General features: G+C 69.0%; 20 protein-coding genes and 1 tRNA gene. 10 read left to right on the top strand and 11 right to left on the bottom strand.

Annotation, left to right across the window (positions count from 1 at the left end; all coding sequences use genetic code 11):
* Positions 1-6 precede the first annotated feature (6 nt).
* Positions 7-819 (bottom strand): energy transducer TonB, encoded by an 813-nt coding sequence (locus DMC18_RS07570; RefSeq protein ID WP_158285877.1) that lies wholly within the window; start codon positions 817-819, stop codon positions 7-9.
* A gap of 115 nt (positions 820-934) precedes the next feature.
* On the opposite strand from DMC18_RS07570, the gene DMC18_RS07565 reads away from it, so the two are divergent.
* The 4 genes from DMC18_RS07565 to DMC18_RS07550 all read left to right on the top strand — a co-directional run bounded on the left by DMC18_RS07565 (position 935) and on the right by DMC18_RS07550 (position 3104).
* Complete coding sequence (locus tag DMC18_RS07565) at positions 935-1240, top strand: hypothetical protein (protein WP_110119515.1); 306 nt, start codon at positions 935-937, stop codon at positions 1238-1240.
* Entirely contained in the window at positions 1237-1512 is a 276-nt protein-coding gene (locus DMC18_RS07560) for a type II toxin-antitoxin system RelE/ParE family toxin (RefSeq protein WP_199228412.1), read from the top strand. The genes DMC18_RS07565 and DMC18_RS07560 overlap by 4 nt, the downstream gene beginning before the upstream one ends.
* Positions 1509-2618 carry an NAD(P)/FAD-dependent oxidoreductase gene (locus DMC18_RS07555; RefSeq protein ID WP_110119514.1) on the top strand — a complete coding sequence of 370 codons (1110 nt, stop codon included), beginning with the start codon at positions 1509-1511 and terminating at the stop codon, positions 2616-2618. Before DMC18_RS07560 ends, DMC18_RS07555 begins: the two co-directional genes overlap by 4 nt.
* A 117-nt stretch (positions 2619-2735) precedes the next feature.
* Positions 2736-3104: a hypothetical protein gene (locus tag DMC18_RS07550; RefSeq protein ID WP_110119513.1), complete on the top strand. Its 369-nt coding sequence runs from the start codon at positions 2736-2738 to the stop codon at positions 3102-3104.
* Here DMC18_RS07550 and DMC18_RS07545 read toward each other — a convergent pair whose 3' ends face one another.
* Both DMC18_RS07545 and DMC18_RS07540 read right to left on the bottom strand, forming a co-directional pair.
* Positions 3105-4268, bottom strand: a complete 1164-nt coding sequence (locus DMC18_RS07545) for an aspartyl protease family protein (RefSeq protein WP_110119512.1) — start codon at positions 4266-4268, stop codon at positions 3105-3107.
* Between the two features lie 75 nt (positions 4269-4343).
* The gene (locus DMC18_RS07540) at positions 4344-5588 is read right to left on the bottom strand and encodes a PQQ-dependent sugar dehydrogenase (protein ID WP_110119511.1); all 1245 of its coding nucleotides are present in this window, start codon (positions 5586-5588) and stop codon (positions 4344-4346) included.
* Between the two features lie 166 nt (positions 5589-5754).
* On the opposite strand from DMC18_RS07540, the gene DMC18_RS07535 reads away from it, so the two are divergent.
* Positions 5755-6804: a glycosyltransferase gene (locus tag DMC18_RS07535; protein WP_110119510.1), complete on the top strand. Its 1050-nt coding sequence runs from the start codon at positions 5755-5757 to the stop codon at positions 6802-6804.
* Positions 6805-6846: 42 nt separating this feature from the next.
* Positions 6847-6923: transfer RNA gene (locus tag DMC18_RS07530), tRNA-Met, on the top strand.
* Positions 6924-6991: 68 nt separating this feature from the next.
* Here DMC18_RS07530 and DMC18_RS07525 read toward each other — a convergent pair.
* From DMC18_RS07525 to DMC18_RS07515, 3 genes are all read right to left on the bottom strand, one after another.
* Positions 6992-9541 (bottom strand): hypothetical protein, encoded by a 2550-nt coding sequence (locus tag DMC18_RS07525; RefSeq protein ID WP_110119509.1) that lies wholly within the window; start codon positions 9539-9541, stop codon positions 6992-6994.
* Between the two features lie 87 nt (positions 9542-9628).
* A complete protein-coding gene (locus DMC18_RS07520; protein WP_110119508.1) occupies positions 9629-10015 on the bottom strand; it encodes a helix-turn-helix domain-containing protein in 387 nt (128 codons plus the stop codon).
* Between the two features lie 121 nt (positions 10016-10136).
* Complete coding sequence (locus DMC18_RS07515; protein ID WP_110119507.1) at positions 10137-11039, bottom strand: PAS domain-containing protein; 903 nt, start codon at positions 11037-11039, stop codon at positions 10137-10139.
* Between the two features lie 275 nt (positions 11040-11314).
* On the opposite strand from DMC18_RS07515, the gene DMC18_RS07510 reads away from it, so the two are divergent.
* The 4 genes from DMC18_RS07510 (at position 11315) to DMC18_RS07495 (ending at position 14191) form a co-directional block, all read left to right on the top strand.
* A complete protein-coding gene (locus DMC18_RS07510; RefSeq protein WP_110119506.1) occupies positions 11315-11740 on the top strand; it encodes a TadE/TadG family type IV pilus assembly protein in 426 nt (141 codons plus the stop codon).
* Positions 11741-13390, top strand: a complete 1650-nt coding sequence (locus DMC18_RS07505) for a pilus assembly protein TadG-related protein (protein ID WP_233245227.1) — start codon at positions 11741-11743, stop codon at positions 13388-13390.
* A gap of 40 nt (positions 13391-13430) precedes the next feature.
* Positions 13431-13754, top strand: a complete 324-nt coding sequence (locus DMC18_RS07500; protein ID WP_199228411.1) for a hypothetical protein — start codon at positions 13431-13433, stop codon at positions 13752-13754.
* Between the two features lie 83 nt (positions 13755-13837).
* Positions 13838-14191, top strand: coding sequence for a PilZ domain-containing protein (locus DMC18_RS07495; RefSeq protein WP_110119505.1), 354 nt, complete (start codon positions 13838-13840; stop codon positions 14189-14191).
* 89 nt (positions 14192-14280) lie between these two features.
* Here DMC18_RS07495 and DMC18_RS07490 read toward each other — a convergent pair whose 3' ends face one another.
* The 5 genes from DMC18_RS07490 to DMC18_RS07470 form a co-directional block, all read right to left on the bottom strand.
* Positions 14281-14712, bottom strand: a complete 432-nt coding sequence (locus DMC18_RS07490) for a helix-turn-helix domain-containing protein (RefSeq protein ID WP_110119520.1) — start codon at positions 14710-14712, stop codon at positions 14281-14283.
* Between the two features lie 111 nt (positions 14713-14823).
* Positions 14824-15645 carry an acyl-homoserine-lactone synthase gene (locus tag DMC18_RS07485; RefSeq protein ID WP_110119504.1) on the bottom strand — a complete coding sequence of 274 codons (822 nt, stop codon included), beginning with the start codon at positions 15643-15645 and terminating at the stop codon, positions 14824-14826.
* A gap of 264 nt (positions 15646-15909) precedes the next feature.
* A complete protein-coding gene (locus DMC18_RS07480; RefSeq protein WP_110119503.1) occupies positions 15910-16638 on the bottom strand; it encodes a LuxR family transcriptional regulator in 729 nt (242 codons plus the stop codon).
* 169 nt (positions 16639-16807) lie between these two features.
* Positions 16808-18331 carry a response regulator gene (locus DMC18_RS07475; protein ID WP_110132814.1) on the bottom strand — a complete coding sequence of 508 codons (1524 nt, stop codon included), beginning with the start codon at positions 18329-18331 and terminating at the stop codon, positions 16808-16810.
* Between the two features lie 143 nt (positions 18332-18474).
* Positions 18475-19149 (bottom strand): TonB-dependent receptor domain-containing protein (locus DMC18_RS07470; protein WP_146218004.1); only part of this gene is annotated, 675 nt, incomplete at its 5' end.

The raw sequence follows: 19149 nt of genomic DNA, 5'->3' as shown, positions 1-19149 counted from the left end.
GCCCTCCTACCGGGCCTTGCCGCCGTACACCGCGCCGTAGATCCGGCTCAGCGTGGTCCAGTCGAACACGGTGAAGATCCGCTGGCCTTCGGTGGACGCGCCGCCCGCAGCGCGTTTGGGCGGCTTGAAGGCGGGGGCCAGCGCCAGCATCGCCTCGCGCGCTGCCGGCGTCAGGGCCGGACCGCTGGCCTCGCAGTCCACGAGCTGGCCGGCGCGCGCCGTGCATTCCAGGTTGGCCATGCCCTCGGCGGGACCCACGGCCAGGATCAGGGGAGCCGCGACGGTCAGCGCGGGCCTGTCTTCCCAGGTGATCGCCTGCAAATGGCATTGCTGGTCGGGGGCGTCGGCGGCGGGGCAGGGGATCGAACCGGTCTTGGCCGGGATCAGGGCGGCGGCCGCGCGTCCTGGCTGGTAGCTGACCGGCGGAGGCTTTCCGCCGTCCGGACCGCCGACGAGCGTGATGGGGATGGTGATCATCGCCCCGCCCACCGGCTGGCCGTCGGCGGTGGTCGGCTCCATGCGGAACTTCGGGGCCAGCTTCAGGGCCATGTCGTCGAAATGCGCGCCCTCGGGCGAGGACGCCGGCGCGCGGCAGGCCTCCATCTCGCCCTTGGCCGACACCCGGCAGCGCATCAGCGCCCAGCCGGAAAGGGCCTTTCGGCGCGCTTCCTCTGGGTAATAACGATCGAGATCCATCTGGCCCGGCTTGCTCTTCCAGACGACGCCCTCGGTCAGTTCGCGCACGGGCGGCGCGGGATCGGCAAGAGCTGGCCCGGCGACGGCGAGGCTGGCGGCCAGGGCGAGAAGGCGTACGGTCATGGAAAATCCCCCGCACCGCTTATGGCGAAGTTTCATGCGGCTCGCAACGCAGGGGCGAGCGCCCGGCACGCCATGAGCCGTGGCGGGCGGGGAGGTTCGTGCTAGGCTTCCCGCCATGAACAGGCCGGTTCGACATCCAGACCAGGTGACGGTGACCTTGAGCGCCGAGGACGCGGCTGGCCTCCTGGCGCGGGTCGAGCGGGGCGAGTTCGCTTCGCTGGAAGAGGGCGTCGCTGCCGAACTGGCGGAGCTCAACTATCGCCGAGCGGTCGACATCGTCGGTGGTTCGGACAAGCTCGAGGCCTTGCTCGACGAACTGGAAATGGAAGCCGTCGATCCGGCCGAGCATGTCGATGGCCGTCAATTCCTGTCTGAAATGCTGGCGGATCTGAAGGCGCGGGCCAAGGCCTCCGGCGAGTGAGCCTTCCCTATTTCCTGACGCCGCGCGCTCGGCGCGACTTGACGCGAATTCGCGACTATATCGCAGAGGACAGCCCTCGCGCCGGCGTCCGCTTTATCGAGAGCCTGATGGAGCGTTTCGAGCAGCTCGCCTTTGCGCCCTATATGGCTCAGGCGGTCGCCAGCCACCCTCGTTTTCGCCGACTGCCGCACGGCGCCTATGTGATCTTTTACGAGGTGGCGGACGACGCGGTGATCATCCGTTCCATCGAACATTCAGCGACCCTCAAATGACCGAGTTCGATTTCGACGCCGTGGTGGTTGGCGCCGGCGCCGTGGGGCTGGCCTGCGGCTACGCTCTGAGCCAGCGCGGGCTGATCGTCGCCGTGCTGGAGGCCGAGGGCCACATCGGCCAGGGCGTGTCGTCGCGCAATTCCGAGGTGATCCATGGCGGGCTCTATTATCCGACCGGTTCGCTGAAGGCCCGGCTGTGCGTGCAGGGGCGGCGGCGGCTCTATGCCTTCCTCGACGCCCACAAGGTCGCCTACAAGAAGTGCGGCAAGCTGGTGGTGGCCACCAGCGACGACGAGATCGCCCGCCTCGACGCCATCTGGGACCAGGCCCTGGCCAACGACGTCGAGGGCATGGAACGGCTCACCGGCGCCCAGGCCCAGGCGCTGGAGCCGGGCCTCAACGCCCACGCGGCGCTGCTGTCGCCGGAAAGCGGCGTCTTCGCCAGCCATGACTACATGCTGGCCCTGCAGGGCGAGATCGAGGCCGCCGGCGGGGCGGTGGTGCTCTCCACGCCGTTCGAGGGCGCGACCCCGCTGGAGGGCGGCGGCTTCACCGTACGGGCCGGCGGCGCCGAGCCGACCACCCTGACCACGCGCCTGCTGGTCACCGCGCCGGGGCTGTCTTCCCAGGCCGTGGCGGCGAGCATCGAGGGCTTTCCGGCCGACCAGATCCCGGCCGCCCACTACGGCAAGGGCGTCTATTTCCGGCTCATGGGCAAGGCGCCGTTCCAGCGCCTCGTCTATCCGCCGCCGATCCATGGGGCGCTGGGCACCCACTATCGCAACGACATGGGCGGCCAGGCGGTGTTCGGGCCCGACCTCGAATACGTGCCCGCGCCCGACTACTCCGTCGATCCGAACCGGGCCGACGCCTTCGCCGCCTATATCCGCAAGTTCTGGCCGGGCCTGCCCGACGGCGCCCTCAGCCCCGACTACGCCGGGGTGCGGCCCAAGCTGCATGGTCCGGACGAGCCCCAGCCCGACTTCCAACTGCGCGGCGCCGACACCCACGGCCTGCCGGGCCTCGTGGCGCTGTTCGGCATCGAGAGCCCGGGCCTGACCAGCAGCCTCGCCATCGGCGAAACGGTAGCAGAGCTGCTTTCTTGACGCGTGGCGGTCGCCGAAACCGCTCACACTTTCGGCTGCCACGCGCCCTTGTGTCGGCCGGCTGACACCAAACCCCTGCTCGTGCGTTAGCCGATAGGCTGTTTCACGGAGAGGGCGATGGTGGACGATTTCATCGAGCGGCTGACCTCGCGCCTGGTGCGGGGCGCGGGACTGGTCATGGCCGCGGCGATCGCGGCGGTGTCGGGGGCCATGGCGGTGTTCGCCTTCCTGGCCTCGATCGTCGGCACGGCCTGGGCTCACGCCATCGTCGCCGGAATCGCCGCGGCGGTGGTGGCGATCTGGGCCCTGGCCCAGTCCAATCACCAGGCCAAGCACCGCAAGGCCCCGATCGAGGAGCGGGTGGCCGACATCATCCTGGCCCACCCCACCGCCTCGTTCCTGGCCGGTGTCGCGGCCGGGGCCCTGGTCAAGGGCAAGCCGTCCGAGGCTCGCAAGGCCTGGCGGGCGCGCCGCGAGGTCGACTAGCTACAGGTAGTCGGAAAGGGTGAAGCGGACCTCGGTCGGCTGGCCCTTGCGGGTCAGCGGCAAGGTCACCTCGCGTCCGGCCGGGCCGCTGGTCATGGCCACCGCCTCGCGCACGGAACGTGCGCCGCGAACCATGTCGCCGGGCTGCACGCCGGCCTTGGCGGCGGGGCTTCCCGCGCCGACCTCGGTGACCCGCACCTCCGATCCCTCCAGATCGACCCAGAGGCCCGAGCGGGCGTAGGTCGTCGCCGCCACCGGCAGCCCGTTGCGCTTCACCCACAGGGCGTTGTCGCCCCGGTCGAAGGACAGGTTCAGCGTCTGCAGGATCGGCAGGCCCATCAGCGAGCCGGACGTCAGTTCCTGCGGCGCGTGGACCACGACCAGGGGACTCTCATAGACTTCCGACCCCACCTTCAACCGCTTGGCGCGAACGATGCGCGAGAGGTTCTTGGTCGGCCCGGCGATCCCTCGCGGGCGGATTGGCGCGTAGGGCGTTTCGTCGTTCCACAAGCCCAACTGACGCCCGAGCCGGTTTTCCATGTACAGCGCGTTCGGCGCGCCGGTGTCGAGCAGCGGCCGCAGCGGCTGGCCGTCGAGTTCGACGGCGGCGACGATGCGCGGCGAGCCGGCGACGGTGTTGCTTTCGCGCAGGTCCGATTCCAGGCGGGTGAAACCGCTGCGATCGGCCAAGCCGCCGGGCCAGACCCGCCACAGGCCGGCCTCGAAGTCGAGTTCGCTGTCGAAGCTGGTCAGCATGCCGGCGGCCAGCAGGCCGTCGCCGTCCAGCTTGACGTCGGTCAGGCCCGCCAGGCTGACGCCCGACTGCCGGACCGCGCCGCCGAACACCACGTCGTCGACGGCGTAGAGCGGGAAGACCTTGCCCTGGTTCAGGCGCACGTCGCGCAGCTTGCGCAGGCCCAGCTGCCCCGGAAGATCGGGCCGCATGCCGCTGATCACCGCCCCGGTGTCGATGATGAAGGTGTAGGGACCCTTGCCGTCGAGCAGGACGTCGATGACCACGCGCCGTCCCTGCAGCCGCACCTTGGCGATGATCGGGGCGATGATCGGGGCGGTGGTCGGGGCGTCTGCGGCCAGGGCCGCATCGACCCCGCCGGCTCCGAACAGGGCGGCGAGCAGGGCGAGGGTCTGGCGACGGTCGAGCATGGATGCGGACTCGGGACTGGATTGGTGATCACAGTCTCAGGTTGTCGCCTCGCGTCAATCGCGCCTTGGTGAAATTCAGCCCTTGGGCGCGATCCTGATCACCTTGCCGTCTTCCTCGTCGGTCACCGCCCAGACGGCGCCGTCGGGGCCGACCACCACGTCGCGGATGCGCTCGCCGAACTCGGTGGCGATGCGCTCCTCGCCGACCACCTTGTCGCCATCCAGCGTCAGGCGGGCGATGTGGTGCTCCTTCAGCGAGCCGACCAGCAGGCTGCCCTTCCAGGCCGGGAACAGGTCGGCCTCGTAGAAGGCCATGCCCGAGGGCGCGATCACCGGATCCCAGTAGTAGATCGGCTGCTCCAGGCCTTCCTTGGCGGTGATCCCGTCGCCGATCGGCTTGCCGGAATATTCCTCGCCATAGGTGATGGTCGGCCAGCCGTAGTTCTTGCCGGCGCGGGGGATGTTCAGCTCGTCGCCGCCCTTGGCGCCGTGCTCGACGGTCCACAGCTCGCCGGTCTTGGGATTGATCGCGGCGGCCTGCAGGTTGCGGTGGCCGATCGACCAGATCTCGGGCTTGGCCCCGTCCTGGCCGGCGAAGGGATTGCCGGCGGGGATCGACCCGTCGGGCTTGATGCGGATCACCTTGCCCAGGGTCCCGTCCAGGCGCTGGGCCTGCATTCGGCCCTCGATGATCGAGCGCTCGCCGGTGGTGACGAACAGGTTTCCGTCGCGGGCGAAGACCAGCCGGCCGCCGAAGTGCAGGGCCGAGGCCAGGGTCGGGGTCTGGCGCCAGATCACCTGAACGTCCTCGACCTTGGGCGCTGCGCCCGGAACCAGCTTGCCGCAGGCCACGGTCGTGCCGTTGCCGCCGTCGCGCGGCTCGGCATAGCTCCAGTAGATCAGGCCGTTCTGTGCGTAGTGCGGATCGACCGCCAGGCCCAGCAGGCCGCCCTGGCCGTTGGCGTCCACCGCCGGCAGGCCGGCGACGGCCGGCGACAGGGTTCCGTCCTTGGCCAGGATGCGCAGGCGGCCGGCGCGCTCGGTCACCAGGACCGAGCCGTCGGGCAGGAAGGCGATGGCCCAGGGATGCTCCAGGCCCTTGGCCAAGACCTGCACCTGATAGGCGGCGCCGGCGGCCTTCAGGGGCGCGCGGGTCTGGCCGGCGAAGGCCGGTTTCTGGTCGGGCGCGTTGGCGGTGCGCGTCTCCACCGGCCCGCCGTCGGCGGTGACGGCCGGGGCGGCGCTGTTCTGGGCCTCGCCGGGACCGCAGGCGGCCATGGCGAGAAGGGCGGAGGCGGCGAAGATCAAGGATGAGCGCATGAGGCGACCATAACTGGCTTTTCTCCCGGCAGGCGAGGGGGCGGCGAGGGCCGGGCCTGATTTTCGGCCGGCGCATTGACAGCGTGGGTCTCGCGGGGAAGGTTCCGGCGCTTCTCGCCCCCTGTTTTCCCAACAGTTTCTTTTCCCGCCAGTTTCGGAGACCGCCTTGACCGCCATCCTGCACGCCATGCTGGGCAAGGGTCTGGGCGGCCTGGAACAGGTGTTCCTCGACTATCAGCCGATCCTCGAGACCTGGACGGCCCGCCGCGGCGGCCTGTGCGCGGGCGTGGTGCGGGCGGGAAGCAAGGTGGCGCAGGCCCAGGCCGGCCGCACCCCGCCGCTGCTGTCCATGCCCGCCTATACCGACTGGGATCCCCTGACCCTGGGCGCGGCCCGCCGCATCGTGAAGGCGGTCAAGCCCGCCATCATCCTCAGCCACGGCCAGCGGCCCGCGCGCCTGTTCGCCAAGGCCGCGCCGAAGTCGACCCGGCTGGCGATCTGCGTCCACAAGCCGGTCTTCGACATCGAGACCACGCGCACCGACTACATCTGCGTGGGCCGACACCTCGCCGACCTGGCGATCGAGCGCGGCGTGCCTGCCGCCCACGTCCACTTCGTGCCCAACGCCGTGAAGATCCCGACCGTGCGGGCGACGCCCTTCGCCGAGCCTGGCCGCCCGCCGCGCATCGTCGCCGCCGGCCGCCTGCATCCCAAGAAGGGTTTCGACGTGCTGATCGCCGCCGCCGCGCTTCTGCGCGACCGGGGGCTTTCCTTCGAGGTCGAGATCGCCGGCGAGGGCGACGAGCGCGCCAGGCTGGAAGGCCTGATCGCCCAGCACGCCCTGGCCGACCGCGTGCGCCTGGTCGGCTGGCGCGACGCCTCGGCCTTCCTGGCCACGGGCGACGTCTTCGCCTTCCCGTCCTACCAGGAGGGCTTCCCCCTGGTGCTGCTGGAAGCCATGGCCGTGGGCCTGCCGGTCGCGGCCAGCGCCATTCCGGGTCCGGACGAGATGATCGTCGAGGGCGTCAGCGGCCGCCTGCTGCCGCCGGGCGACGCGGTCGCCCTGGCCGACGCCCTGGCCGCCCTGGTCGCCGACCCCGCCGGATCGCTGGCGCTGGGGGAAAAGGCCCGTGAAGCGGTGCTGGCCGACTATGGTCCCGACAGCCTCGCGCGGCGCCTTGGCGCAGTTGTGGATGACATCGCAAACCGGGCTTGAAGCCGGCGTCAGTTTGCGCTTATAAGCCCGCTCCGCTTCGGCGGCTGGGTAGCTCAGATGGTTAGAGCGGTGGATTCATAACCCACAGGTCGGCGGTTCGATCCCGCCCCCAGCCACCAACGGTTTCTTCCGAAAATTTATTGAACTTGTTCCGCTCCCCGAGCGGTTGCGGTGCTTTTGGCGCCGTTCAGGGATGCACCGCCGCCGCCGGCGTCCTCGGCTCCGGCGGCCCGCCCAGCGCCTGACGCGCCGCGCGGGCGATGGCGGCGTCGAGCGAGGCCTGGCAGGGGATCGGCTGGTCGAGGATCTTGCGGCAGGCGCTCTGCCGCCCCTCCGCTGTCGCCGTCCCGCCGGCCGCCTTGCGCATATAGGCCTTGGCGCAGCCCGACAGCGCCCAGTCCATCGGCGGTTCGAAGGGCCGCGCGGCCGTCTGCTTGCACAGCAGGATCGGCTCGTAGTGCGCCAGCGGCGTCGAGGAATAGAGGATCGGGTTGATGTCCCGGGGATCGCCCGAGGCTTCCAGCTTGAGCTCCCGCTGCAGGTGGCCGGCATGGGCCGAGCGGCTGCCGAACAGGGCCTTCAGCGGCGCGCTCAGTTCGTTGAGGAAGCTGTTGGCCCTCGGTTCGTCCACGGGCGCGGCGGCGCTGGCCAGGGCCTCGTCGGTGCGCTCGCGATAGCCGATATAGACGAAGACGATCCGCAGCTTGTCGCCGCGCTTCTCGGCGATGGTCCGCAGGGCCGGCGCCAGCTCCCGCAGGACCTCGACCCCCGCGGCTTCGAAATAGCCGCCGTCGACGATATGGCCGGAGCCGGACCCGTCCTTGCGGGTCAGGGTTCCGGCCGGGCTGATCCAGGGGAAGCGCGCGCCGTTGTGGATCGCGGTCGAGACCGGAACGTCGCGATCGACGACGTTGTAGAAGTCGTCGGCGTCGATCTCCCAAGGGCTGAAGCGCAGGCGGCTGGTTAGGATGCGTCGGCCGGTCTCCTGGCTCGCGCCGTTGATGATGACCAGCGGCCGCCAGGCGCCGTCGGTGGGGCCGAACTGGCTGAAGCCCCGGCTCAGCAGATCCGGATGGTCGCAGCCCGGAACGTCCTTGCAGTGCTCGCGCCATCCGGCCTCGAAGGCCAGTTCCAGGCCCTGGGCCCGGTCGGGCAGCAGGGCCACGGGCACGAGGCGCTGCAGCAGGTCGGGGAACAGCATCCCGCCGAAGGTGGGGCTGAGGAAGTCGCGGCCGGCGAAGTCGGTGACCGCGCCGCGCAGATCCTTCGGCTGCAGGTTCGGGCGGTCCTGAAGCACCGCCGCATAGCCGATCGCACCGACGCTGCCGCCGGAGACCGAGCTGATGGCGAAGAGGTTGTGGGCCAGCTTGCCCCCGGTCTTCTCGTGCAGCGAGGCCAGCACCTCGGCGGTCCAGTAGCCGGCCCGCGATGCGCCGCCTTCCGAGGCGACCAGCACCAGGGTGCGCGCGCCGTCGGGTCCGGCCGGGGCCTGCCTGGCCCAGTCCTCGTAGGCCTTATCAAGCGTCAGCCGCTGGTCCTGCGCGATCGCGTGGTAGGGCGTCGTGGCCGCCCGCCAGCCGACCGGGTGATTGTCGACCCACAGCCCGAAGATCGCCGCCGCGACCACCAAGAAGGCCAGGGTCGGCACGCGCGCGGCGTCGCCGGTCTGGATCAGCACGACCAGCACCGGGATGATGCAGCCCACTCCGAGGAAGGCCACGGCCGGCGCGCCCAGGGTCCAGCCGAAGGCGACGGGAAAGAAGATCGCCCACAGCATCGCGGTCAGGCTGATCAGGAAGCTGGCGATCACCCACAGACGGCCGATGCGCAGCGGCTCGCGCGGCGGCAGGTCGGGTTCGCGTCTGGCGTTCGCCGACGCCCTGATCCGTTTGCGGGCGTCGTACTGGGCGATGATCGCCGCGAAGAAGCCCAGGCCGATCAGCACCAGGGCGGCGATCAGTCCGGTATTGGGCGCGGGGTTCTTGAACAGCGCCCCGATGACGAACAGGAACGGCGCCAGGCCCAGCAGCCTCGGCGTCCAGCGCAGCAGCCAGCTGGGGGTCCAGGCCTGGCGATCGCGTCCGTAGTTCGACAGGATGATCAGGCGGGGCCAGATCCAGGTCTGCACCGCCAGGAACAGCAGGGTCAGGGCGAAGAAGATCTGGCGCACCGCGGTGTCGCCGGAGAAGTCGCCTTCGGCCACGGTGCGCACGAGGTCCCGACCCTGCTGGACGAAGACCAGCGCCGCGCCGGCGGCCAGGGTGAGGATGGCGGTCGAGCCGACGCCCTTGGTCTTGTCCAGCGTGTCGCGCAGCAGCGTCCACTTGCCCGGCAGGCCGTCGTACTGGCTGTGGTCGGGGAGGGGCTCGGGGCAGTCGCAGGGCTCGTACGAGACCTCGATTTCTCCCCAGTTGTTCCACTCGGCCCCCTCGATGTCGTTGGCGAAGAGCTCGACCGCGCCCGTCTGCTCGAAGGTCACCGTCGCGCCGCGACCGATCGGATAGAGCGTCGGATAGCCCTTCACCCGTGCGGTGAGCTCGAAGAACGGCCTGTCCTTCGACACAGGATAGAGGTCCAGGATGTCGGCCAGGAAGAAACGATAACCGCCGGGGCCGGACGGCACGAACCAGTCCCACCACCGGCCGTGGGCCGAAAAGCGCCAGCTTTCGCCGGCGGCGACCTCGCCGATCTCGACGCCGCTCCGCGCCGGGACCTTCACCGTGTTCGCTTCGCCCATAGCCGCATCCCCCCGGATGTGTCGGATTGGCTACTATAGGTAGAGCAAGCGATTATGGCAAACTATGGCTGTGTCGTCGGCCGGTGATCAGGACGTCGCCCCGTCCTCGGCGGCGTAGACCGTGGCCAGCCTGAACAGTTCCGCCCGGATCGCGTCGGGGAGCTCGACGGCCGCCTGCATGAACGGACTGGCGTCGCGCAGGGCCGTGAAGCGCACGATCAGGTTTTCGCCGTCGGGACCCGTGTCGAGGCCGTCGAACAAGGCCGAGATCGGCACGTTGAGCGTCCTGGCCACCTCGACCAGCTTGGAAGCGCTGATCCGGTTCTCGCCGGTCTCATACTTCTGCACCTGCTGGAAGGTCAGGCCGATCGCCTTGCCCAGCTCTTCTTGTGAAACACCGGCCGCGCGGCGATGCGCGCGGATCAGCGCGCCGACATGGGTGTCGACTGGATGTGGAATGGGCGAGCCCGCCATGACGCCGCTTCCGTATACGAAAACCAACGTTTCGGGTTTGCCTTGTGATCATCAAAAAGACAAGCGCTTACAGCGCATTGGCGGGCGATTGTTCCGTACGGTCAAGTTAACGGTATAGCGGTCAGGCCGCGATCGCGATCAGCACGCCGTCGGGGACGCCGTCTCGCCGGATGGTCGCCAGCCCCAGCTCGACCGTCCGCTCCGCCCCGTTCTTGACCAGCAACGTCACCGACAGGCGGGCCGGCGGGTCGCCTTGCAGGGCGTGCTCGACGGCCATGGTCAGGCCGCGACGCTCGGCCGGCCGGACGATGTCGCTGAGCCGGCAGTCGCGCAGTTCGGCTTCCGAAAACCCGGTCAGGGTCAGGAAGTCGGCGTCCATGCTGGCCAGCACGCCGCGGATGTTCAGCCGGGCGGTCGCCAGGCCCGGCAGCACGGCCAGGGCCGTCTCCAGGGCCGAAGCGCGGTCGAGGCGGCCGCGCAGGTCGCGCTCCTCGGTGCGGTTGACGAACAGGGCCGCCACGCCGCCGGGATAGGGGAAGACGCGCACGCCGAAGCAGCGGCCGGCCTGGACGGTGGACTCCGACTCGAACTCCAGGGTCTCGCCGGTGCGCAGAACGCGGCGGAACTGCTCGCCGATCAGGGCCTGGGACGGCGCGTTGAACACCTCGTTCCAGGCCGCGCCGATCAGCTGGGCGGCGCTCGAGCCCTTCAGGTCCTCGAACACCGGATTGACGGCGGTGATGCGCAGGTCGGGGTCGAGGGCCACGAAGGCCTCGTTCATGTGGCCCAGGATCGCCGATCGCGCGGTCTCGGCCGTGTGCAGCTCGGAATCATTGTCGTGACCGCCCGGACCTTCGGTAAGGCCGGCGGCGGCGTAGTGCTCGGCCGAGATCATCACCACCCGTGGACGGCCATGGTGCGTGACAATGACGGGCCCCGACAGGGCCACATCCTGCCATTGGCCGAAATTGCGGCTGATTTCTCCGGCGGTCACCCTTGCGGGTGCGATGTCGCGCGACTTCATGTCGCCCTCCAGATTTGCGTGGAATCCGGACGCTACGCATTCACTGAAGCAAACTCTCGGAATGGTTGGTCAGTTGCGCGCTAAAGTTACCGGCGGCTGAGTACGGGGGCAACGCAGTCTGGGGGGTGGCAGAACGTCGCAGAGGATGCGGGTTCCATGTCCGCGAACTTCGCGAAATCCGGATTACACGTACGAACGCGGAGACAGCCAAGGTCGAACTAATCTCGCTTCACAACCCAAAGGGTGTTCGTCCCAGCCGGGTACGGGAGGCGTAGATGAGGAAGCCGCGTTCGATCCGGAAGTTCGGCGCCGACCAGCAAGGGACGGCTCTGGTGGAATTCGCGCTCGTGTGCCCGGTGCTGATCGCCATGGTGATCGGCATGGTCGGCTGGGGCTCCTATTTCTGGATGGCCCACTCGGTGCAGCAGGTGGCCAACGACGCCGCCCGGGCCGCCGTGGCCGGCCTCAACGCCACTGAACGGAGCCAGCTGGCCAAGGCCTCGGCCGCCGAGGGCGTGACCGACTACGCCGGTCTCGACGCCACGCGGTTGACCACCAAGGTCACCGATCGCGGCGACCGGGCGGTGATCTCGGTCTCCTATGACGCCTCCAACAGCGTGGCCTTCGCCTTCGCCAAGATCGCTCCCATGCCGTCCAGCCTGATCACCCGTCAGGCGGTCGTCCGTCTGGGAGGGTATTGAGTGGTGCGTCGTTTCCTTTCCAACCGTGATGGGGGCGTGGCGATCATCGCCGCCGCCGCCCTGACCGGCGGGGTCGGCCTGGCCGCCCTGGCCGTCGACCTGGGCTCGGTTTATCTGCAGTCTCGGCGCCTGCAGGGGGTGGCCGACCTTGCGGCCCTGGCCGCGGCGGCCGACCTCGACCGCGCCGATCGCGCCGCCAGCGCGACGGTCGAGGTCAATCCCGTCGGCGGAGCCGTCGCCGTGCAGGTCGCCAAGGGCCGCTACGACGCCCAGAAGACGGCCGCCGCCCAGCGCTTCCAGAGCGGCGCGACCACGCCCGACGCCGCCCGCGTGACCTTGGAGGGCCAGGCCGACCTGTTCTTCGGCCAGGCCCTGCTTGGACGTCCCTCGATCCCGATCCGCCGGCAGGCCACGGCCGCCCGCGCCGATCTGGCCAGCTTCTCGATCGGCACGCGCCTGGCCAGCATCGACGGCGGCGTCGCCAACGCCCTGCTGACGGGCCTGACCGGCAGCTCGGTCAGCCTGTCGGTCATGGACTACCAGGCCCTCGCCAGCGCCGACATCGAGCTGTTCGGCTATCTCGACGCGCTCAACACCAAGCTCGGCGTCAAGGCGGCCAGCTACAACGACCTGCTCGCCACAGACGTGAAGACCAGCAAGGCCCTGTCGGTGCTGTCGGACGTGCTGTCGGCGGCCGGCCAGACCCGCGCCTCGGCGGCGGCCAAGGTGCTGTCCTCGGCCACCAACGCCAACCAGAGCATCAAGCTCAGCGCGCTGATCGACGCCGGCCCCTACGCCCGCCAGGACCGCGTGGTCGGCGGGGCGGGCGCGGCGGTCGGCATCGACGCCATGCAGCTGGCCAACGCCATGCTGATGCTGAGCAACGGCTCGCGCCAGGTTCAGCTGGATCTCGGAACCGCCATCCCGGGCCTGGCCGACGTCGACGCCTGGCTGGCCATCGGCGAGCCGATGAACAACGCCCCGTTCATGACCGTCACCCAGGACAAGTCGGTGGTTATCCGCACCGTCCAGACGCGGCTCTATGTCGAGGCCAAGCTGCTGGGGTCGGGCAGCCTGCTGGGCGGCGCGGCCCAGATCAAGGTGCCGCTGATGGTTGAACTGGCGTCGGGCGAGGCCAAGCTGGCCGCTCTGGACTGCACGGCCCGCACCACGACCCTGGCGGTCAAGCCCAGCGTCGGCTCGCTGACCATCGGCCAGGTCGACACCAGCAAGCTGTCGAACTTCAAGCAGGCCCTGACCCCGACCAAGGGCCGCATCGTCCAGGCGCCGCTGTTCACGGTGGACGGCTCGTCCAAGGTCGACTTGGGCGGCGGCACGTTCCGCAACGTCGTGTTCAGCAGCGCCGAGGTGAAGGCCCGCACGGTCAAGGCGGTGAAGACCAACGACCTGGTCGGTACGACCGTAGCCACGCTGATCACCGGCCTGACGCTGGACGTCAATCTGCTGGGCATCCAGCTGGGCCTGGGCAAGTCGGCGGTGCTGACGGCCCTGACGCCGGTGCTGGCGGCCGCGGCCGCGCCGCTCGACCAGGTGATCAACAGCCTGACCGGCATGCTCGGCGTGGGCCTGGGCGAGGCCGACGTCCGCACCAACGGCATGCGCTGCGGCGCCCCGGCCCTCGTGGCCTGATCTTCAGTTCAACCCCAAGCAGGAAAGCGTGAGTTCAGTCATGTCCAGGCAGTCGGTTCCGTCGCAGCAGTGGCCAGGTCTCGGTGACGCGTCGGAGGATCTTCCGACCGGTCCGTTCGGCCGGCGCGGGGTGTCGGCGGCCGAGCTGGCAGGGCCCTCGCTGCTGCATTCGGACTTCCAGCCGCCCAGCATCCGCGCCCGCCTGCACGTGCTGTGCGCGCTCTACGCCCACACCCCGTCGCCCGACCGGCGGCTGGCCCTGCTCGACAGCCTGGAGGGGCAGGTGCTGGAGCTGGCGCACCTGATGGCCATCGACCTGCTGAGCAACGGCTGGCGGCCCGACGCGACGCGCGACGCGGCCTGATCGGTATGCTCAAGCTTTAGGTAAATATCGGAAAAACCTTTGGAACAGACGGCCGATTAACCGCGCCGTGCGTTCCTTGAGGCATGTCGATATTCGATTCACGTTCGGGGGCTGACCGGCGTACCTCGCCGCGCCTGACCACGAACAGGTCCGGCAAGGTGCTGTGCGGCGCCTTCGCCTGGGACTGCGTGATCAAGGACATGTCGGACGGCGGAGCCCGCGTGCAGATGCTGTCGGGATCGACGCCGCCGGCGAGCGCCCAGCTGGTCGACCTGGTCGGCGGCTTCGCCCACGACGCCAAGGTGGCGTGGCGCAAGGACCGCGAGATCGGCCTGACCTTCCTCAAGAGCCACGACCTGCGCGGCCTGGCCCCCGCCGGGGCCCAGACGGCCAAGCGCATCTGGCTGGCGGCCCAGAGCCGCGCTAACGCCGGCTGACATGCAGGCGTTGATGTACAGACCAAGAAAAAGCCTCGCCTGGGGGGAGGCGAGGCTCTTCTAAGCAGTTTACTCGGTGATCGCTCGGATCAGGCGTCGGCCCGGGCGGCTTCCTCGGCCATGGCGCGGACGAGGTCCAGCACCTGGCGGCGGACGCGGCCGCGGTTGATCTTCGGGAACACCTCGGCCAGTTCCAGGCCTTCCGGCGTGGTCAGGAATTCCTGAACGACGCGTTCGGCGTGGTGACCGACTTCGTCCTCTTCGGCGCCGTTCATCGGGTCGGCAAGGCCGTCGAAGAAGAAGGACACCGGCACCTGCAGGGTGCGGGCGATTTCGTACAGTTTCGAAGCGCTGACGCGGTTGGCGCCACGCTCGTACTTTTGGACCTGCTGGAAGGTCAGGCCCAGGGAATCGGCCAGCTGCTCCTGGCTCACGCCCAGGAGTTTACGACGCATCCGGACTCGTCCGCCGACGTGCAGATCGACCGGGTTGGGTCGCCGGCCTTCGGTTTCTTCACTCAACTTTTTCGCCTCCAACGGTTGTTTGTGTAAAATGACACGACCGGGGCGTTGGCGAAAGTCGAGCTAGGTCAGGTGCGGCGCTACGTCGCTGAGGTGGAGCTTATGCTCCGCCTAAGCGTTAAGCTGAAACTCCGATTTCTGACCGCGATCGCTCCAGATCCGCCGAGCTTGGCCGCTTGCGTCATGCAAGCGGAAAAGCGCTTCTGCGGAAAGGGTTTCGTCACGCTCCGAACCCGGAAGAATCTGAGGCGTCATCGCCCGCAGCACCTGGCGCTGCACGGCGACCAGATCACCGAAGGCCCGCAGGTCAAGTTCGTCGACGTGATAGCCCACGGTCGATTCGATGGCGATCGATTCGCGAACCCGCTGGAGCAATTCTCGCGACAGGAGAATTTCCGATCCGGCGACCACGCCGTACTCGTAGGGGCGGGGCAGACCGACCAGTCGGGTGTCGATCGGCGAGTTCATGATTCCCGGATACAGCGCCATGTCGATCATGCCGACGAAGCGGGTCACGTTGTTGACCAGCGCCAGCTCCATGGCCGCCGCCCAGGCTTCGAACACGCGCGTGCCGCGGCCTGGACCCTTCTTGGCGCGATAGGCCTCGGTGGTGAAAAGGCGGCTGGCCTCCCACACGTCCTGACCCTTCTTGGGGCTTTCGCCCGGGGCGATCAGGTGCGGAAACTTGTCGGCCAGCATGCAGCGGTCGTCGGTGGGCCGCAGGCGCAGGCCGACCTCGAGCTGCATGTCGTCGTCGAAGCCCAGCAGATAGATGGCGCGGGCGTCGTCGTAGTCGTCGACTTCGCCGCCGTCGAGGACGACCAGGTCGACCCAGCCGTTCTTCTCGACGCACTGCTTGCGACGTTCTTCGTGCATGGCCCAAAGCTGGGGACCATAAAGGTGGCGATTTTCGCAGGTGACGATGTGGATCATGGCGATGCTGTCCCCCGTTCTGGACAGCTCGCATTAGGCAGTATGATCCGCCCAATCACCGATAGGCCAAACGGCCTATGCGCACGCCGCCTCAGTCCGTGAGGCATTTCCAGGTTTTAAAGGGAATTGGTCTGTGCGCTGGCGCACACACGACCACAATTAGCGTTCCGCGCGGGCGCAAAACGACTACGTCGAAGACCTAACAGATCGCCGAACCATATTCAAGGTTGTGAAATTCCGCGTATCGACGTTACGCGTGTGGAGTCACTCGGCCTTCAGCAGGCCCAGTTCGCCAGCCTTCATCACCGCTTCCTGCCGCTTGACCACGCCCAGCCGCTTCTTGGCCGCCTCGACGTGATGGTGGACGGTGCGGGGCGAGAGCTCGAGGATCGCGCCGATCTCCCAGTCGGTCTTGCCGCGGCTGGCCCAATAGAGGCATTGGGCCTGGCGCTCGGAGATCACCCCGTAGTCGGGATTGTCGTCCTGCAGTTCCCAGTGCTTGAGCATGATGGTGCCGAACACCGTGGCCAGGCTCTCGACCACGGCGCGGGCGGCCGGGTCGGTGTCGGGCGCGTTGGTGGCCATGCGGATCAGCACCTCGTGGCCGGCCGGGCCGAACACCCGCACCACATAGCCGTCGTTCATGCCGAACTCGGAGGCCTCGCCCCACATGGCGTGGGCGCGCTGGTCGCCCAGCGGCTTGGCGTCGGTCCAGGCGAACGACTTGCTCGATTTCAGCAGCAGCTTCACGCACGGGTCGTGGACGACGTAGCGTTCGCCCCAGTAGCGGCTGTCCCAGGCCTCGAAGTCCTGGCGCGACAGGGCCGGGGGCTCCTTGCCGTAGCGCTCGGCGTTGACCAGGGTGGCGGCGAAGCGCTCGTAGCCGAAGGCCGCCAGGGCGCGGCCGAAATGCTCTTCGACCTCGGCCGGCGCGCCGTAGTGCGGCGCCTTGCTCAGGAAATCCCAAGCCTGCTGTTCGGCCGAATTCAACACGACGCTCTCGTCTCCCGCTCGAACAACAACTTAGAGCTACTTTGGCGCGCAGGCCAGTAGCGGCGTCGATCTGTCGCGGGCTCTACTCAAGCCAGATCTTGAGACAACTTTCGGTGTCTTTGAGTTTCGTAGAGGTTGAGTCTTGGGGAGCTTGATCAGCCAGGGCGGATCAGGCTGCTTCCTGCTCGTCTTCGCCGGCCAGCAGGGCGCTCAGCACCACGGCCAGGCGCTCGGGCTTGATCGGCTTTTCGACCACGTCCTGCATGCCGGCGGCCAGATAGACGGCGACGTCCTCGGGGCCGGCGTTGGCGGTCAGGGCCACGATCGGGGCCGCGCCGGCCGGGCCGGACAGCTCGCGGATGGCGCGGGTGGCGGCCACCCCGTCCATGCGCGGCATCTTGATGTCCATCAGGATCAGGTCGAACCGGCCGGTGCGGGCGGCCTCGACCGCCTCGACGCCGTCGGTCACCTGCTCGGAGGTGCAGTCGAACATCTCGCACAGCGCCTCGGCGACCATGCGGTTGGTGGCGTTGTCGTCGACGATCAGGATGTGGGCGGGGCGGGCCGAGACGGTCACTTCCTCGGCGTCGTCGAACAGCGCCTCGGCGACCGGGGCGGAGAGGGCGAAGCGCAGGGTCAGGCCGGCGCCGCGGTTGGGCTCGGCGCGCACCTGGCCGCCCATCTCGCGCAGCACGCGGTGGGCCAGGGCCATGCCGACGCCGAGAGCCATCTCGGCGCGGTCGTCCATCCGGCCTTCGCCGAGCGGGTCGAATACGCGGGCCAGGCGTTCCTCGGCGGTGACGGCGGCGGCGTTGTCGCGCACGTCGCCTTCCAGGCGCAGGCGGTCGCCGTCGAGGCGCGCGCGCAGGCTGGCCTCGATCACGCCGCGCCCGTGGGCCAGGGCGCCGTCGATCAGGGCGTCGAACACCTGCAGCAGACGCGAGGGGTCGATCAGGGCGGCGGCCTCGGGCTCGCCGTCGTAGGAGAACAGCAGGGTCGAGCCGCCTTCGGCCGCGCGCGGCGCCCAGCGGGCCTCGACGGCGTCGGCCAGGTCGCGCAGGCGGGTCGGTTCGGGCGACAAAGCCAGGCCGCCGGTGGCGGCGCGGTGCAGGTCCATGGCGCGGCCGAGGATGTCGCTCATGTCGCGGCTGGTGTCGCTGATGGCGCGCACGCAGGCGGCGGCGTCGGGCGCCAGGCGCTGGTGCTCCAGCCGGTCGGTGAAGGCCTGGACGCCGTCCAGGTGCAGGCCGATGTCGTGCGCCATGCGCTCGACCAGGCCCATGGCCTCGCGGGCTTCGCGCTGCTTGCGACGGTGCGAGGCCAGCAGAGAGGCCAGGCCCCCGACGCCGACATAGCCGCCGTGCTCGTCGGTGGCGACGAAGGCGGTGCGGAAGACGGGGGTGGCGCTCTGGGCCAGGGCGTCGACGAAGACGCCGGGGTCCATCGACACGAGCACGCTGCGCGGCTCGGGGTCCATGACCTCGGTGACGGGGCGTTCGTTGAGATGTTCGGCGGCGACCAGCATCTGGCCGACGAAGACGTCGCGATAGATCAGGCCGATCGGCTCGCGGCCTTGCGTGACCGCCAGGGCCGCCAGGCGCGGTTCGCTCGCGAAGATCTCCAGCACCGTCCGGCAGGACGTCTGAGGATCGACCGGTTCACGGCGATCGATGAGGCGGGCGAGCGTTTCCATGCGGCCGGGGGCTGGACGACGTTGAGTTCACAGCTTGGACGACTTGGCCTTGCAGAGTCGTTAAGTCACAGGCCTGAAAGCAGGAAGGGCGGCGGATTTGCACCCGCCGCCCTCGTTTTTTCAACGAACCTGGTTCAGCCGGATCACCAGGTCTTGGTGATGCTGATCCCGTACAGCCTGGGTTCCAGCGTGTAGACGTTGGTGAACAGGCCCGAGGTGTCGTCGGTGGTGTAGGCGTCGGTGATCGGCGTGTCGTTGAGCAGGTTCTTGACGTAGGCGTCGAACGACAGGCCCAGCTCCGGCTTCTCGATCTTGAGCGTCAGGTTGACGTTCTCCCACGACTTCAGCCGGTCGTACTCGGTGTTGTAGATGCGGGCGTACTGCTCGCTCTGGCGATAGTAGTCGCCGCGCACGGTGGCCGACCAGCCGGACGGCAGGTCCCAGGTGTACTGGGCGCCCAGCGACAGGGTCCAGTGCGGGGAGTTGGGCAGTTCGTTGCCCGACAGGTCGGCCGCGCGGCCGTCGATCGAGGCCCCGGTGGCGTAGTTGTAGAGCCCGGTGCCGTTGGCGACCGTGTTGGCGGTCAGCGCCACCGTCACCAGACCGGTGGCCTGGGTGGCGGTGAAGCCGTTCGCCATCAGGGCGCCGACCAGGGTGCTGGCCCCGGCCGAGGGGCCGCCGGCCGCCGCCAGTATGGGCTGGACGGCCGTGGCCTGGGCCGAGGTCAGGCCCGCGCCGCCGCTGGTCGTCGCCAGGGGCAGCAGGGTGTTGGTCAGGTTGCTGTAGTAGCTGCTGGCGCCGGTGCCGGGGCCCGCGCA

Source organism: Caulobacter sp. D5, from assembly GCF_003185805.1.
GTDB lineage: Bacteria > Pseudomonadota > Alphaproteobacteria > Caulobacterales > Caulobacteraceae > Caulobacter.
This window is presented reverse-complemented; position numbering and strand designations above follow the sequence as displayed.